The sequence below is a fragment of the Paraburkholderia sp. BCC1885 genome, assembly GCF_900996235.1.
GTDB lineage: Bacteria > Pseudomonadota > Gammaproteobacteria > Burkholderiales > Burkholderiaceae > Paraburkholderia.
In genome coordinates this window covers 128,084-144,156 of sequence record NZ_CAAJGM010000111.1, presented here as the reverse complement: position 1 = coordinate 144,156, position 16,073 = coordinate 128,084, and the positions used below count along the sequence as shown (strand labels likewise).

General features: G+C 64.3%; 13 protein-coding genes and 1 pseudogene. 9 read left to right on the top strand and 5 right to left on the bottom strand.

What is annotated here, in order from left to right:
- Positions 1 to 256: 256 nt before the first annotated feature.
- Complete coding sequence (locus tag FQ755_RS09675) at positions 257 to 1,669, bottom strand: MFS transporter (RefSeq protein WP_260858466.1); 1,413 nt, start codon at positions 1,667 to 1,669, stop codon at positions 257 to 259.
- A gap of 260 nt (positions 1,670 to 1,929) precedes the next feature.
- Between FQ755_RS09675 and FQ755_RS09670 the strand changes: the two genes are divergently transcribed.
- The 4 genes from FQ755_RS09670 to FQ755_RS09655 all read left to right on the top strand — a co-directional run bounded on the left by FQ755_RS09670 (position 1,930) and on the right by FQ755_RS09655 (position 8,270).
- Positions 1,930 to 2,961 carry a MerR family transcriptional regulator gene (locus FQ755_RS09670; protein WP_260858465.1) on the top strand — a complete coding sequence of 344 codons (1,032 nt, stop codon included), beginning with the start codon at positions 1,930 to 1,932 and terminating at the stop codon, positions 2,959 to 2,961.
- A 795-nt stretch (positions 2,962 to 3,756) separates the two neighbouring features.
- Entirely contained in the window at positions 3,757 to 4,425 is a 669-nt protein-coding gene (locus FQ755_RS09665) for an HAD family hydrolase (RefSeq protein WP_144153511.1), read from the top strand.
- Positions 4,426 to 4,687: 262 nt separating this feature from the next.
- The gene (locus FQ755_RS09660; protein ID WP_144153509.1) at positions 4,688 to 7,072 is read left to right on the top strand and encodes a phosphoketolase; all 2,385 of its coding nucleotides are present in this window, start codon (positions 4,688 to 4,690) and stop codon (positions 7,070 to 7,072) included.
- Between the two features lie 4 nt (positions 7,073 to 7,076).
- The gene (locus FQ755_RS09655) at positions 7,077 to 8,270 is read left to right on the top strand and encodes an acetate/propionate family kinase (RefSeq protein ID WP_144153507.1); all 1,194 of its coding nucleotides are present in this window, start codon (positions 7,077 to 7,079) and stop codon (positions 8,268 to 8,270) included.
- Here the strand turns inward: FQ755_RS09655 and FQ755_RS09650 are convergent.
- On the bottom strand, positions 8,267 to 8,737 hold the full coding sequence (locus tag FQ755_RS09650; protein ID WP_144153505.1) for a BON domain-containing protein: 471 nt from the start codon (positions 8,735 to 8,737) through the stop codon (positions 8,267 to 8,269). The genes FQ755_RS09655 and FQ755_RS09650 overlap by 4 nt on opposite strands.
- 235 nt (positions 8,738 to 8,972) lie before the next feature.
- Between FQ755_RS09650 and FQ755_RS09645 the strand changes: the two genes are divergently transcribed.
- From FQ755_RS09645 to FQ755_RS09635, 3 genes and pseudogenes are all read left to right on the top strand, one after another.
- Positions 8,973 to 10,100, top strand: coding sequence for an acyl-CoA dehydrogenase family protein (locus FQ755_RS09645; RefSeq protein ID WP_260858461.1), 1,128 nt, complete (start codon positions 8,973 to 8,975; stop codon positions 10,098 to 10,100).
- Between the two features lie 22 nt (positions 10,101 to 10,122).
- Positions 10,123 to 10,725 (top strand): class I SAM-dependent methyltransferase, encoded by a 603-nt coding sequence (locus FQ755_RS09640; RefSeq protein ID WP_409937303.1) that lies wholly within the window; start codon positions 10,123 to 10,125, stop codon positions 10,723 to 10,725.
- Positions 10,722 to 11,372, top strand: a pseudogene (locus FQ755_RS09635) (glycosyltransferase); the annotation flags it as partial. The gene FQ755_RS09640 and the pseudogene FQ755_RS09635, both read left to right, overlap by 4 nt.
- A gap of 175 nt (positions 11,373 to 11,547) precedes the next feature.
- Here the strand turns inward: FQ755_RS09635 and FQ755_RS09630 are convergent.
- Together FQ755_RS09630 and FQ755_RS09625 are read right to left on the bottom strand one after the other, a co-directional pair.
- Positions 11,548 to 12,087: an ankyrin repeat domain-containing protein gene (locus tag FQ755_RS09630; RefSeq protein WP_144153501.1), complete on the bottom strand. Its 540-nt coding sequence runs from the start codon at positions 12,085 to 12,087 to the stop codon at positions 11,548 to 11,550.
- A 197-nt stretch (positions 12,088 to 12,284) separates the two neighbouring features.
- Complete coding sequence (locus FQ755_RS09625; RefSeq protein ID WP_186308475.1) at positions 12,285 to 12,971, bottom strand: SH3 domain-containing protein; 687 nt, start codon at positions 12,969 to 12,971, stop codon at positions 12,285 to 12,287.
- 452 nt (positions 12,972 to 13,423) lie between these two features.
- On the opposite strand from FQ755_RS09625, the gene FQ755_RS09620 reads away from it, so the two are divergent.
- Both FQ755_RS09620 and FQ755_RS09615 read left to right on the top strand, forming a co-directional pair.
- On the top strand, positions 13,424 to 14,197 hold the full coding sequence (locus tag FQ755_RS09620; RefSeq protein WP_144153497.1) for an SDR family NAD(P)-dependent oxidoreductase: 774 nt from the start codon (positions 13,424 to 13,426) through the stop codon (positions 14,195 to 14,197).
- A gap of 218 nt (positions 14,198 to 14,415) precedes the next feature.
- Positions 14,416 to 14,562, top strand: a complete 147-nt coding sequence (locus FQ755_RS09615; protein ID WP_144153495.1) for a DUF3096 domain-containing protein — start codon at positions 14,416 to 14,418, stop codon at positions 14,560 to 14,562.
- An 83-nt stretch (positions 14,563 to 14,645) separates the two neighbouring features.
- Here FQ755_RS09615 and mdtD read toward each other — a convergent pair whose 3' ends face one another.
- Positions 14,646 to 16,049 (bottom strand): multidrug transporter subunit MdtD, encoded by a 1,404-nt coding sequence (gene mdtD / locus FQ755_RS09610; protein ID WP_144153493.1) that lies wholly within the window; start codon positions 16,047 to 16,049, stop codon positions 14,646 to 14,648.
- Positions 16,050 to 16,073 lie beyond the last annotated feature (24 nt).

Here is a 16,073-nt window from a genome sequence, read left to right as displayed (position 1 = left end):
GCATCGCATCCCCGATTGCCGCTTTGGAACGGGCGCAGGCGCCATGCAATGCAAGGCAACGTAATGCGCGAGCTTAAGGTCCCTTTAAGACAGACTGAATACATTGATGGCTTCCGCCGGACCCTGGACGCAGCGCTCGACGGAACCGGTATTGCCCGTTGTCACGTCCAGTTGCCCTTGGCCTTCGCCGCAGGGTAACCTTTGCAGGCCCGGCCCGTCGCTGGGCCTTTCTTTTTGGGGCGGCTCATTGGGTGACTCAATGATTGATGGTCTCGAGCGACAACCCGCGCGTCGAGGGTCCCAGCAAGATCATGCCGATCCCGACCAGCATCGACACGCCGATAAACACCGCCACACCCGCCACCCCGTAGCCATGCAGCAGAATGCCGATCGCGAGGCCGGCGAACGCGGCGGAAATCCGGCTCCACGAATAGACGAAGCCGATGGCCCGCGCCCGCACGCGCGTCGGGAACAGCTCGGCCTGGTAGCCGTGATACGCGTAGGACATGATGTTCGCGGCGAGCGTGAACAGCACGCCTAGCACGATCAGCAGCCACGGCGCGGAGGTCTGCGAGAACACCGCGATCACCACCGCCATCGTAATCAGGCCGCCGCAGATCTGCGTCTTGCGTTCGAGCTTGTCGGCGAACCAGACGCCCAGCAGCGGCCCGAACGGATTGGCAATGGCAATCACGAAGGCATAGCCCAGGCTCGCCGTCACGTGGATGCCGCGATGAATCAGCAGTGTGGGCACCCAGGCGGCGAAACCATAGAAGCCGATCACCTGAGCCATGTTGAAAATCGACAGCAAGATCGTGCGGGTCCGGTAGCGCGGCCCGAAAATCTCGCGGTACGAACCGGTGCCGGCCTGCTCGGGCGAGACCGGCTGCGGGGCGGGCAAGGCCACGCCTTTTTCGGCCGCCACCCGCCGTTCGATCTCGGCGACGATGTGCTCGGCTTCGTCGATGCGGCCATGCCGCGCGAGCCAGCGCGGGCTTTCGGGGATCTTGCGGCGCAGGATCCACACGACGACCGCGCCCACCGAGCCGATCAGAATGACCACGCGCCAGTATTCGAGGCCGAGCGGCTGCGTGCCTTTGAGCGCATAGGCGAGAAACGCCACCACCGGCACCACCGCGAACGTGATGAACTGATTGACCGCATAGGCGCGGCCGCGCTCGCCGCTCGGGATCAATTCGGAGATGTAGGTATCGATGGTGACCAGCTCCACGCCAATGCCGATGCCGGCGATGAGCCGCCAGATGTCGAGCGCGAAGCCCGAGGTCTGGAAAGCCATGATGACGGTGCAGACCATGTACCAGAGCAGCGACCACGTGAACACGACACGCCGCCCGAAGCGGTCCGCCACGAAGCCGAACGCGACGGTGCCGATCCACAGGCCCGCGAAGGTGGCGAATACGAAGGTGCCGAAGCCGGCCACCGCGAGCGGCTGCAGCGCCGCGAAAAAGCCTAGCGATTGCGGCTTGAACAGGCCGGACTCGACCATCCCGGGCGCCACATAGCCGGTGAAGAACAGATCGTAGAACTCGAACACGCCGCCAAACGAGATCAGGATGACCATGGTCCAGACGGTTCGGGAAGGGGGCAAGCGGTCAAACCGGGCAGCGATTTCCGCTGCTTTTTGTGTGGACATGCGCGGTGTGGACATGCGCGCCTCTTGTTCTGAATGTTTTGTAAAGTTGACCGTCGAGCGGGCGACTAATGCTGGCGTAATGTGGCACGGGGCGCGATGCGCTCGCAATGCGGACGAACACGGAGAACGGCTCGCGCGAGCGACGCTGCTGCCGGGCGAGCGCAGAATGAAACGCAATTGACTCGATAAACGTCGAATTTGACGTTTATTTGTATCCAGGGTGAGTCTTAAAATGGGATCTAACCGATTCGTTGCTGCGTCAGATACGACCTGCCGTGAATGATCCCGCCGTCCTTTCCCAAGACGTATTCCTCACCATGCCAGCCGCCAGCGAAGAAGATCAAGCCCGCGTTCCCTGTTATCGAAGCGGCGCGGCCGCGCGCCTTGCGCGCATGCCCGTCACCACCTTGCGGATCTGGGAGCGGCGCTATGGGGTCGTGTCGCCGCCCAAGAGCGCCTCGGGGCAACGCCTTTATTCGTCTCAGGATGTGCAGCGCCTGACCCTGCTGAAAAAGCTGGTCGAGCGCGGCCATGCGATCGGCTCGATCGCGCGGCTCGAACTCGATCAACTGGAGCGCCTCGCGCTCACCTATGCCGAGGCCGCCGAGGCAGCATTGCCGCCCGATCCCGCCGACGATGTCTCGGCCTCGACGCTGGTTATCGTCGGCACGGCGCTGGCGCGGCGCCTGCGCGCGGACCTGCCGGCTTTGCAATCCGCGAACCAGCCAAGGCTCACCGTCTTCGACGACCTCAAGGAAGCGCAGGCGCAGCCGCAAAAAACCGACGCGCTGGTGATTCACATGGCCTCGCTGCAGGAAGAACTCGTGCAGGCGGTGCTGGCGCTCGGCGAGACCTGTCATGCCAAGGTGGTCGCCGTGGTCTACGCGTTCGGCACGCAGCACAGCGTGAATGCGCTGCGTTATGCGGGCGTGCGGGTCTATCGCGAGCCGCTCGAAACCGCGCTGGCCGTGCAGATTCTGCGTGACCTGTCGCCCGCCACGCAGCCGCGCGATGCGGTCGAGATGTACGCGCGCACACCGCGCCGTTATTCCGACGAAAATCTCGCGGCGATTGCCGGGCGCTCGTCGACCATCGCCTGCGAATGTCCGCGTCATCTGGCCGATCTGATACGGCAGTTATCGTCGTTCGAGCAGTACAGCGATGACTGCATGTCGCGCACACCGGCCGATGCCGCGCTGCATCGCTATCTGGCGGAAGTGGCGAATCGCGGCCGCGCGATGTTCGAACTGGCGCTCGAACGCGTGGTCCGTGAAGAGCGTTGGGCCTCGGACGAAAGCACGGGCTGAATCGCGCAGGCGAACAGGTGTATTCGTCATTCATAATTCGATAAGCGGAAAGTCACCAGGCAACGCCGCATTGACAGGTGTTTTTGTCCGGTTAAATTAAAGGGGCTTTCTGGAAACGTTCTCCACCGAACGTTTAGGCCCGTGCAATAGAGCGGGCTTTTTTTTTTGCCTGCTCGCCTCGCTTCCAACGGCCGGAGGCACCTGCTGACGCGGCCGTGCGGCGGACGCTCGCGCGCAGTGAATTGCCCACATCCGGTATTCCATGCCGTTTAATCAGACCACCGGCATTCAATTCCATTATCGAAAATAACGCCACATTTTTCATATGCATGACAATGAATTGCGGCTGAAATGTTTTTATCGCTTTCAGTCTGCGGCGGATCGGCGTAACCTGAATCTGCGAGGGCGTCAGGCCATGGATTCCCCGGTCCGCCTGGTGCCCTCGCGTAGCAAGTCAATTGCGCGCGCCCGAATTTGGTCCCGGGAGCGCGCATCTTTTTGTCTGCGTGCATCGCGCGCACGTCATGCGTGGCTTCCGCCTCCTGTCCCTTCGGCTGACGTGCATCCAAAGTACATCCAAAACGGTCTTTTCGCAGCCCATTCAATTCGGATAACTGATCATTTAGCATTTCGTCGCGCGACTCCCGAGGCCGCCTTGCCGCCGCCATCGCCTCAGCGCGAGTATGATCAATACCGGCCGAACCCACTTTGCAGATTCCACGGTATGACCGCCTGACGACGCCAAGGGCGCGAGGCGACCGTGCCCACCACCTTCGCTTGTGGAGAACTTATCGTATGAGCGCGCCTGAAGAAGTCGTATTCCTGCTCGATGTCGACAACACCCTGCTGAACAACGACCAGGTGGTAGCGGATTTGCGCGCCCATCTGAACGCGGAGTTCGGCGAAAGCAGCGACCGTTACTGGGAAATCTTCGAAACCTTGCGCAGCCAGCTCGGCTATGCCGATTATCTCGGAGCCTTGCAGCGCTATCGTCTGGAGCGTCAGTGCGACACACGGCTGATGCTGATGTCGTCATTCCTGATCGACTATCCGTTCCCCACCCGGCTCTTTCCCGATGTGATGGCCGCGCTCGCGCGCCTGCGCACGCTGGGCCCGACGGTGATCCTCTCCGACGGCGACGTGGTGTTCCAGCCGCGCAAGATCAAGCAGTCGGGACTGTGGGACGCAGTGGAAGGGCGGGTGCTGATCTACATTCACAAGGAGCAGATGCTCGACGAAGTCGTGCAACGCTACCCGGCCAAACGCTACGTGATGATCGACGACAAGCTGCGCATCCTCGCCGCCATGAAGGAGATCTGGAAAGAGCGGTTGATCACGGTCTTTCCGCGCCAGGGGCATTACGCGCTCGACAAGGCGAACCTGGTCGCCTATCCGCCGGCCGACATCACCATCGAGCATATCGGCGAGTTGGCCACCATGGATCTGTCGGTGTTTTCTGCATGAAGCCCGTGGGCTGAACATAAACCCCGCGCTGTCATCTAACTGGCACAAGCGCGGCGCACCATGTACAAATGGGGAAATTCAAGCCGCGTTCAGGGCGCCCCGCAAGTACCCGAGGCGCATTCCGGCGCTTCGGTTTCTCTCGACGAAATGGCGCGCCAGTTGTGGCGAACCTTGCCGTCCCCCGTTTGTCTCACCCCGGACGAAGGCGTAATGTTCTGACGAACAGTCCGTGTACAGGCAGTCCATACCTTGGAGTGACCCGATGGCCGAGATCAACACCCAAACCCCGGTGCTGGATGCCGAAACGCTGCGCAAGATGGACCGCTACTGGCGCGCATGCAACTACCTCGCAGCCGGCATGATTTACCTGCGCGCCAACCCGCTGCTGCGCGAACCGCTTAAAGCCGAACACATCAAACGGCGCCTGCTCGGGCACTGGGGCTCGGATCCCGGTCAGAGTTTCCTGCTGGTCCATCTGAATCGCCTGATCAAGAAACTGGATCTGAATGTCGTGTACGTTGCCGGTCCCGGTCATGGCGCGCCGGCCACATTGGCGAACAGCTATCTGGAAGGACATTACTCGGAGATCTATCCCGACCGCAGCCAGGACGAAGCCGGCATGCAGCGCTTTTTCCGCCAGTTTTCGTTTCCCGGTGGAATCGGTTCGCATTGCACGCCGGAAACGCCGGGCTCGATTCACGAGGGCGGCGAACTTGGCTATAGCCTCTCGCATGGCTATGGCGCGGCTTTCGACAACCCGGATCTGATCGTTGCCGTGATGGTCGGCGACGGCGAGGCTGAAACCGGGCCGCTCGCTACCTCGTGGCATTCGAACAAATTCCTCAACCCGATCCGCGACGGCGCGGTGTTGCCGGTGCTGCATCTGAACGGCTACAAGATCGCCAATCCGACCATTCTCGCCCGCATTCCGCGCGAAGAACTCGAGGCCTTGCTGACGGGGTATGGACATAAGCCATACTTCGTGGAAGGCGACGAGCCGGAGTCGATGCACCAGAAAATGGCCGCCACGCTCGAACACTGCATCGGCGAGATTCGCGCCATCCAGCAGCAGGCGCGCGAAAGCGGCCGTGCCGAGCGGCCGCGTTGGCCGATGATCGTGCTGCGTTCGCCGAAGGGCTGGACCGGTCCGAAGGAAGTGGACGGCCATCGCGTGGAAGGCACCTGGCGTGCCCACCAGGTGCCGATCCTCGACCCTGCGACCAACGAAAAAAGTCTCAAGCTGCTCGAAGAGTGGATGCGGCGCTATCGTCCGGAAGAACTGTTCGACGAGCACGGCCGGCTGGTCCCCGAGTTGCGCGAACTCGCGCCCACCGGCACACGCCGTATCAGCGCCAATCCTCATGCAAATGGCGGGGTGCTGTGCAAGGCGCTTGAAATGCCCGATTTCCGCGAGTTCGCCATCGACCCCGGCGCGCCCGCATCGACTTACGTGTCGCCCACCGACGTGCTTGGCAAGTTTCTCTGCGAAGTCATGCGGCGCAATATGAGCGACTTCCGCGTGTTCGGACCGGACGAAACGGCCAGCAACCGCTTGACCGCCATTTACGAGGCATCCGAGAAAACCTGGCTCGCGCAGATGGAGCCGAACGACGCCGATGGCGGCGAACTCGCGGTTGATGGCCGGGTGATGGAAATGCTCAGCGAGCACACGCTCGAAGGCTGGTTCGAGGGCTATGTGCTGACTGGACGGCACGGGCTCTTCGCCACTTACGAAGCCTTCGTGCACGTGATCGACTCCATGTTCAACCAGCACGCCAAGTGGCTGGAAAAGGCCAAGCTCGAGTTGCGGTGGCGGCAACCGGTGCCATCCATCAACCTGCTGATCACCTCGCTCGTCTGGCGTCAGGATCACAACGGCTTTACCCACCAGGACCCCGGTTTTCTCGACGTCGTCACCAACAAGAGCCCGAACGTGGTGCGCATCTACATGCCGCCCGACGCCAATTGCCTGCTGAGCGTGGCCGACCATTGCCTGCGCTCACGCGATTACGTCAATGTGATCGTCGCCGACAAACAGCCGCATTTGCAATACCTCGACATGGCCGCGGCCGTGACTCATTGCACCAAGGGCATCGGCATCTGGGATTGGGCTTCGACGGACCACGGCGCCGAACCGGACCTCGTGATGGCCTGCGCGGGCGACATTCCGACCATGGAATCGCTGGCGGCGGTGGAAATTCTCAAGGACAAGTTTCCGAGCCTGAAGATCCGTTTCGTCAACGTGGTGGACCTGTTCAGACTGATGCCCGACACCGAGCATCCGCATGGCCTGTCGGACCGCGATTTCGATTCGCTGTTCACGCGCGACAAGCCGGTGATCTTCAATTTCCACTCGTATTCCTCGCTGATTCACAAGCTGACCTATCAGCGCGCCAATCACGAGAACATGCACGTGCATGGCTATCACGAGAAGGGCAACATCAACACGCCGCTGGAGTTGGCCATCATCAATCAGGTCGACCGCTTTTCGCTTGCCATCGACGCGATCGATCGCGTGCCGGGGCTGCGCGGGGTTGGCGATCACGTCAAGGAATGGCTGCGCGGACAGATCATCGAGCATGTGGCCTACGCGCATGCCGAGGGGATCGACAGCGAAGAGATTCGCAACTGGACATGGAAGGGCTAGCGCCATGACGGACACGCAGACGCAGCCAGCGACGATCCTCGTGTTGAATAGCGGCTCGTCGTCGCTGAAGTTTGGGCTTTTCAAGGCGGATCATGAGGACGCGGCCGTGGGTGCTCATGAATCCGCTCAGGAGGACGAAGCACTTTTACTGGAGGGCAGCGCCGAAGGCATCGGCCGCGCCGAAGGCAGCCTGAAGGTCAAAAGCGCCGACGGCACCGTGCTGCTGCAGAAGGACCATCTGCTGGAGTCGCAAACCGAGGCCCTGCAGAAGCTCGCCGCCGTGCTGGCGGAGCACGGCCATACGCGGCCGGCGGCGGTTGGGCATCGGGTGGTGCATGGCGGGCCGCATCTGCGTGAGCATCGGCTTTTGACGCCTGAAGTCCGGCAGCAACTGAAGGAAGCGGTGCATTTTGCGCCGCTGCATATTCCTCCGGCGCTGGCGCTGATCGAGCAGGCCATGAAGATTTTCGGCGACGCGCAGCATTACGCCTGCTTCGATACCGCGTTTCATCGCACCATGCCGCCGGTGGCTTCGCAACTTGCGTTGCCGCGCCGGTATGCCGAGGCCGGCGTGATTCATTATGGTTTCCACGGCCTCTCGTATGAATCGCTGGTGCGGCAGCTCGGCAAGGATCTGCCTGCGCGCGCCGTGTTTGCGCATCTGGGCAACGGGTCGAGCGTGTGCGCGCTGCGCGATGGGCGTTCGGTTGATACCTCGATGGGGCTCACACCGACCGGCGGCATTCCCATGGCCACGCGCAGCGGCAATCTCGACCCCGGCGTGCTGCTTTACATGATGCGTACCGAGCATCTCGGCGCGGACCGGCTCGAAACACTGCTGAACCGCGAAAGCGGCCTCGCCGGTTTCACCGACGGCGAGGGCGACATGCAGGTGCTGGAAAAACGCAGCGCGGCAGGCGATCAGGCGGCGGAACTGGCGATCGACGCCTTCGCGACGGGCGTGCGCAAATATGTGGGCGCTTATGCGGCGCTGCTGGGCGGCATCGACCTGCTGGTGTTTGCCGGCGGAATTGGCGAGCACAGCGCCGAAGTGCGGCGCCGGGTGTGCGCGGGCCTGGAGTTCATGGGCTTGCGCGCCGACGATCCCACCGGCAAGGTGCGGGTGCTGCACACCGAGGAAGAGCAGCAGATCGCCCGCCATTGCCGCGCCTTGATGCGCCAGGCGCAGGCGCGCTAGGCCGGCCCGCTGCCACTGCGCGTGATCGTCGTCAGATCGGTCACGCCCGCCACGCCGAACAGGCGGCTGACATCCTCCAGGGCGGCCGCCTTCTGCCGGTCCCGGTCCAACTGACCGATCAGCGTCACCCATCCCTGTTCGACCTTGACCTTGAGCGCGTCGCGCGGGACCCACGAGTCCCAGGCAAGACGCGTCAAGACTTCCGCGGCAATCTGGTCGTCGTGCCGTCCCACTGCGTCCGCTGGGCGAATTTCGATGGCGACCGCCACCGCTTTGACCCCGGCGAGCCGCAATACGGCGCTTTCCGCCATCCGCTTCTGCGCGGCGTCCTCCACGTGACCCAGCAGCGTGACGATGCCGTTCTGGGCGGTGACGCCGACATGGGCGGCCGGCAACCCCAGCGCGCCTAATTCGGCGAGGACGGCGCGCTGCAAGGCCGCGTCGTCGTAGGAAAGTGCGTGTTTCATGTTCCTGGTCTCCTTCGCTCCTCCTCATCCGGTCTGGCGGTAAAAGCCTGGCGGGGGTGCGTCCTGACATTATGCGAGCTTCCTTCGCAGGCCGCCAATGTACCCGGTGACTGCCCATTATGTGCCCACTCTGTCAGCGAATCGCAGGGTAAGGCACAGGGCTTGCTCGAACACGGCAAGCGCTGCGGCTCTCCAACGGCCGCGCAGTTCAGTCGAAGCGGTCAAGGGAGGCCAGATGTTCGATACCCGTATTCGTGCCGCCGATCACGAGGCAAAGCGGCGTGCCCATGCCGCCGTGCAGGGCGACGATGGCGTCGCCGCAAATGATCAGGACTCTGTAAAAAATCCACTTGCCGCGCTCGACGCGTTTCTCGCGCGTGCCTCCTTCGATGCTTCGGACCCCGCCGCGCTCGGCGGAATTCTGCGGCAGATGGTGGACGCGCGTCTGGACCGCCTGCCGCTGCCGGGAAGCGGCCAGACGCTTGCACGATGGCGCGCGCTGGCGGCAGTCGCGGCACGCGACCTCGGGCTCGTCAAGCTGTTCGAAGGGCATACCGATGCACTCGCGATCCTCGCCGAACTGGGCGCGGTCGCCGTGCCGGCCGGCAGCCGCTGGGGCGTATGGGCCGCCGAAGCCCCGGACGCCCGCGTGCTGGCGACGCCGCTCGCCGATGGCGAGTTGCGGCTCGCCGGCACCAAAGCGTGGTGCTCGGGCGCCGCTGCCGTCACTCACGCGCTGGTGACGGCCTGGGTCGGCGACGCGCCGGTGCTGGCGGCGCTCGCGCTCGATCAACCGTCGGTTTCGATCGACACCCATCACTGGCACGCAGTCGGCATGCAGGCGACCGCGAGCGGCGACGTCACATTCGACGGAACGCGGGCGGTTCAGCTCGGTATACCCCATGGTTATGTCAGGCGGCCCGGTTTCTGGCAGGGCGGTGCGGGCATTGCCGCGTGCTGGTACGGCGCGGCGGCGGGACTCGCCAGCATGATGGCCGAGGCGGTCGCCGCGCGACCTGACGCGCATCGTCTCGCGCATATGGGCGCGGTCGAAGTCGCGCTGGCCGGCGCGGCGGCGGTGCTGCATGAAACCGCCGCGCAGATCGACGCCCATCCCGCCGAGGATATGCAGAGCGCCACCTTGCGTGCGCGGCTCGTCGTCGAGGCGGCTGCGGCCGCCGTCGTCGAGCACGCGGGGCGGGCGCTCGGCGCCGCTCCGCTGTGCCGCAACGAAAGATTTGCGCGCGCCATGGCCGACCTGCCGGTGTTCCTCCGGCAGAGCCACGCGGAGCGCGATCTCGCCGCGCTCGCCGAACGCTCGCTGGGACAGCGCCGCGACCATGGCGACCCGTGGCTGCTTTAGTTTGATCGATAAGGTGTCCAATATGATTTCCACCGACGATTGCTATTTCGATTCGCTCTACGAAACATGCGACGACCCATGGGGCTTTCGCAGCCGCTGGTACGAGCGCCGCAAACGCCTGCTGACGATGGCGATGCTGCCGCGCGAGCGCTACCGGCGCGCCTTCGAACCGGGCTGCGCAAACGGCGAACTCACGGCGCAACTGGCCGGCCGTTGCGACACGCTGCTGGCGACGGATCTCAACGACACTGCCGTGCGCCTTGCCGCCGAACGGGTGGCGGCGCTGCCGCAGGTGCGCGTCGAACGCGGCGGCGTGCCGCACGACTGGCCCGCGGGCGAGTTCGATCTGATCGTGGTGAGCGAGCTTGCCTATTACCTGAACACCTCCGATCTGGAGCAACTGGCCGCCTGCATCAAAGGCTCGCTCACGCCCGACGGCACCTTGCTGGCCTGCCATTGGCGCCGTCCTTTCGAGGCCGCGCCGCAAGCGGCGTCCAGCGTGCATGCGACCTTCGATGCGCGCTGCCGGCTCACACGACTGGTGCATTACGAAGATCCGGACATGCTGCTCGATGTGTGGTCGCGCGAGACCCGCTCGGTGGCTGAACTCGAGGGGCTCGCATGATAGGCATCGTGGTTCCGGCACATAACGAAGAGGCGTCGCTCGCGCGCTGCCTGGCGGCCATTCGCGAAGCCGCACGAGATCCGGCGCTGGCGGGCGAAACGGTCCGCACCATCGTGGTACTCGACGCCTGCACCGACCGCTCTGCCGAGATCGCCCGGCAATGCGGCGTCGAAACGCTGGCGATCCGGGCGCGCAATGTCGGCATCGCGCGGGCGAGCGGGGCGCAGCGCTTACTGGAAGCGGGCGTGCGCTGGCTCGCATTCACCGACGCCGACAGCCAGGTTTCGCCCGGCTGGCTTGCCGCGCAGTTGTCGCTCGGCGCGGATGCGGTGTGCGGCTCGATCAGTGTCGATGACTGGGCTGCGCATTCGCAGGATCTGCGCGACCATTTCTATCGCACCTATACGGATGCAGACGGCCATCGCCATATCCACGGCGCCAACCTGGGCGTGTCCGCGCACGCGTATTTGCGCGCGGGCGGCTTCGCGCCGCTTGCCTGCAGTGAGGATGTCGCCCTGGTGGAGCAGTTGCAGGCCACCGGCGCGCGTATCGCATGGAGCGCGGCGCCGCGTGTCGTGACGAGTGCACGGTACGCGAGCCGGGCGCGTGGCGGTTTCGGCGACACGCTGCGCGCATGGGCCACGGCTTTGGCGCTCGATCCGGCGCAACTGCGCGCGCCGGATCTGGGGCTGGCGCTTGCGACGGATTTCGAGGTGGAACCGGAGCCCGAATCGCCTTGTGATGTGGAGCTCGAACTGGATCTGGACAGCGCGTCAGAGCCTGCCCGGGAATCCGCTTTGGAGCCCGCTTTTGATCGCGGCCTCAGGAACGTGCCTTAGCCAGTTGCGCCGGTGTGTCCGGCGCTCCCATCCGGTTCGCGGCGTCGAGCGGCGTGACACCTGATGCATCGCGTGCCTGCGGATTGGCGCCATGCGCGATCAGCAGATCGACGATCTCCGTGCGGTTGAACATCGCCGCGATCATCAAGGCCGTGCGGCCGTCGGGCGATGCGCCTTCGACATCCGCGCCGGCCGCCAGCAGCGTCTCGATCACCTCCCTGAAGCCCTTGAACGCCGCCCCGGCAATCGGCGTCTGGCCGTTGTCGTTGCGCAGGTTCGGATCCGCGCCGAGTCCGGCCAGCGTACGCACGGCGTCGACGTGGCCGTGGTAACTCGCCAGCATCAGCAGGCTGTCGCCTTTCTCGTTGCGCAGATTCGGCGGCACGCCTTTTTCGATCACTGCCGCCAGCATCAGCGCGTCGCCGCGTCGCGCCAGATCGAATACTTCGGTCGCGACGGCTTGCAGGTCCGGGTCGATGTCAGGCTGGGGCGCTGCTTTGGATTTATCGAGGTCGTCGCTCATGTGGACTCCGTGCGAGAGGTCGGGTGGGGCGGCCTGGATCACCGGCGCGGCGATGTCCGGCCGCGTGAATGGCATCAGCCGCGCTATTCAGGCGAGCATACCGAATCTGCGCGGGAAGTGCTGGACGTGCACGACGCGCGGGACGAGCGCGCGGCCGCGTCCCGTTGCGTTTCATCATTCGTTCGCCTGGACCTCACTCACTGTTGCTGGGGTTCCCGGCGCCCTTCATTAGGCTGCACGCGGCCCTGCGGCTGGGCTTGCGGCTGCGGACGCGGCGCCTGAACCGGCGGCCGCCCGCCGTACTGCGGCGCCTGCTGCGGTTGCTGTTGTGGTTGCGGCCCGCCATGCGGCACCGGTCCGGCATTCGGACGATAAACCGGTTGCTCCTGACCGTGCACCGGTGGCGGGTAAGGCGCGCCGCCATACGGTCGGCCTTGCTCCGGCGGCCGATACGGTTCCGCGCCACGCGGCGGCTCATACGGACGCCCGCCCGCGCCGGGATAATGCGGCGGCTCGCCATGACGCCAGCGGTCGCGATCGCCGTACCACGGCCGGCCGTGATAGTAGCGGTCCCAGTAGGTGTCGATCGAGAAGACGACGACCGGCAAGCCGATGACCGCGCCATAGCTTTCCACCGGCACGTAATTGCCCTCGTAGAAATAGGTGAGCGCGTTGCCATCGACCCAGCCGCGCAAGTCGTCGAGCGCCACGTCGCACCATTCGTAGGTGTCGACGCAGCCCATCACTTCGACCTGCTGATTGGGTCCGAGGCCGGTGACGACCGGGTAATCGTCGCCGGGTCCCGCCATCAGGTTGACGGGTTGATTCGTGACGGCCGCGACCTGCGCGAAGGCCGCGCAGGGCAGCGAAAGGAACGCGGCCAACGCAGCGCCGGCAAGGGTGAGTCCAGGTGCAGCGGGTCGTGTCTTGAACCGCGCGTTGAATCGTGTACTGAACCTCTCGGTGAACTGGATAAGCATGTATGACGCGCCTGAAGACGCTTGAGTCGTGAAACGGTCAGGTTAGCAGATGGACCGGGCTTGCGTCGCCGCGGACGCGAAGCCACGCGAACGCGCCGCGAAGAGGGCGCGAATCTTGTCGCGAAATGGGCCGCAAAACGGGCCACGAAACGTGCCACGAAACGTGCCACGAAACGTGCCACGAAACGTGCCACGAAACGTGCCGCGAAACCGGCCGTGAATCGGGCCGCGGATTCACGCGATCCATGACAAAGCGTCACGAGTCACATGATTCGCAGGCTCTGGTCTCGGCCTGGGTGGGCGGATAAGCTGGGTCTCAGCAAGCCTCATGAACCTGATTTGCAAAGGAAGCCACCATGTCACGTATTTTCATTACCGGTTCCGCGGATGGTCTCGGCCTGATGGCGGCCCGTCTGCTGATCGATGCCGGACACCACGTCGTCCTGCACGGTCGCAACGAGAGCCGCGCGCAGGCGGCGCTGCAGGCCGCGCCAGGCGCACAGGATGTCGTGCAAGGCGACTTGTCGGACATCGGGCAGACGGTCGCGCTCGCCGAGGCGGTCAACCGTCTCGGCCGCTTCGACGCGGTGATTCACAACGCGGCGGTGGGCTATCGCGAGCCGCGCCGCATCGCTACCGTCGATGGTTTGCCGCATGTGTTCGCCGTCAACACGCTCGCGCCGTACATCCTCACGGCATTGATCGAACGGCCGCAGCGTCTGATTTATCTGAGTTCACGCCTGCACCAACAGGGCGACGCCACGCTACAGGACCTGACGTGGGAAAAGCGTCCCTGGCAGGGCACGCAGGCCTATTCGGATTCGAAACTGCACGACGCCTTGCTGGCGTTTGCGGTGGCGCGGCGCTGGCCGCACGTGTTGTCGAACGCCCTTGAGCCGGGCTGGGTGGCGACGAAAATGGGCGGCGCCGGTGCGCCCGACGATCTGGCCGCCGCGCCGAAAACCCAGGTCTGGCTCGCCGTCAGCGACGAACCCGCAGCTACCGTCAGCGGTGAGTATTTCTATCACATGAGGCCGCATGAGCCGCATCCCGCGGTACACGACGAGGCCACGCAGGAGCGGCTGCTCGACGCTTGCGCGCGGCTATCCGGCTTGCGCTTGCCGGATTGATAGCGCGGGAGCAAGGACGGGGATGGAGGTGGATGGCGACGGGCGGGGTTGGCCACGACGGTCAGGCACGCGGTTTGCTGCCACAGTGGCGACGTTCGCCGTCGTGCGAACGGATGCGCTGCATCTGCGGTGACTTTGAGTGGCTCGCTTCGAGCGGGTCAGGCCGGGATTCCGGCGTCGCCGCGGCATTTTCCGCTTTCGATCCTGGAGAAAACAACATGCATATCGTGACGAACGTGGGGCCGCTCGCGGCGCTGATTGCCGGCATTCTGATTCTTGCCGTGCCGCGCCTGCTCAACTTCATCGTAGCGCTGTATCTGATCATCATCGGGCTGCTGGGCCTGTTTGGCGATCATATTCATTGATTGACACCGGCTGGCGGACGCCTCGCGCTGGGTACTTTTTCTGGCGCCGGTGTTCCGTCCGGTCGGAACCGGTTTTAAGGTAGTCAACGCGCCGCACCGGACGCGGCTGCACGACCCACCACCGGCGCCGCCACGGGCGCGTCTTCGAGCCGCCGAAACACCAGCGCCGATACCAGAGTAATTACCCCGACGCAGACGAAACTCAAACGGAACCCCATCGCGGCCGAACCGAGTTGCGCCGAAAACAGATTCACGAGCCCGCCGCCGATGGATACGCCGAGCCCCATCGCCAACATCTGCACCATCGAAAACAGGCTGTTGCCGCTCCCTGCGTCCTCGTGCGAGAGGCCCTTGAGCGTGACGCTGTTCATGGCCGCGAACTGCATCGAATTGGCGGCGCCGAACACCACCAGCACGGCAATTTCGACAATGAGCGGCGTGCCGCGCGAGATCAAGGCGAACGCAACGATCGCCGAGCCGACAATCACGGTATTGACCAGCAGGAAAGTGTCGTAGCCATAACGGCGGATGAGCGGCGCGATCCAGCGCTTGGCGACCGTGCCGGCCAGCGCGGCGGGCAGCATCATCATGCCCGAATGCAGCGGCGTATAGCCGAGTTCGAGCTGCATCAGGAGCGGCAACAGGAACGGCACCGCGCTGGAGCCGATGCGGCACACGAGATTGCCGACCAGACCCACGCTGAAATTGGGCTCGCTGAACAGCTTGAGCTTGAAGAGCGGATTGGCGCGGCGCCGTGCATACGGCACATAGGCGAGCGCAGCGACGAGCCCAAGCACGAAGAGTCCGGTGGCCCAGGCGGCGCGATGCGTCTGCACCGGCGTTTCCGCAGCGAGCGAAAACGCGATCATGCACAGCGAGAGCAGGGCGCATCCGGCGAAATCGAACGGCGGCGCGGCCGAGGTGGCGCCGCGCGGCAGATAGCGGTTCACGGCGGCGAGACCCAATGCGCCGATCGGCACGTTGATCAGAAAGATCCAATGCCAGGAAATGGCTTCGACGAACCAGCCGCCGAGCGTCGGCCCGACGATGGGGCCCACCTGTCCCGCCACTGAAATAAACGCCAGCGCCGACACATACTGCTCGCCGGTCACGCTGCGCAGCACGGCGAGGCGCCCGATCGGCAACAGCATCGAACCGCCGACGCCTTGCAACACCCGCGCGATGATCAGTTGTCCCAGGGTATGCGCGCTCGAACAGCATAGCGAGCCGAGCACGAAGATCAGGATGGCGGCGAAATAGACCCGGCGGGTGCCGAAGCGGTCGGCGAGCCAGCCGGAGGCGGGTGTGAGCATGGCCATGGTCAGCGTGTAAGCGACGATGACCGGCTGCATGGCGAGCGGCTTTTCATGCAGGCTGACGGCGATGGAGGGCAGAGCCGTGTTGACGATCGTCGTATCGAGCGACTGCATGAAAAAGCCGGCAGCGACGATCCAGAGCAACGCGGTCTGGCTTGAATCCTTACTCATTTGAAGGCTTTGCACAGACGATAT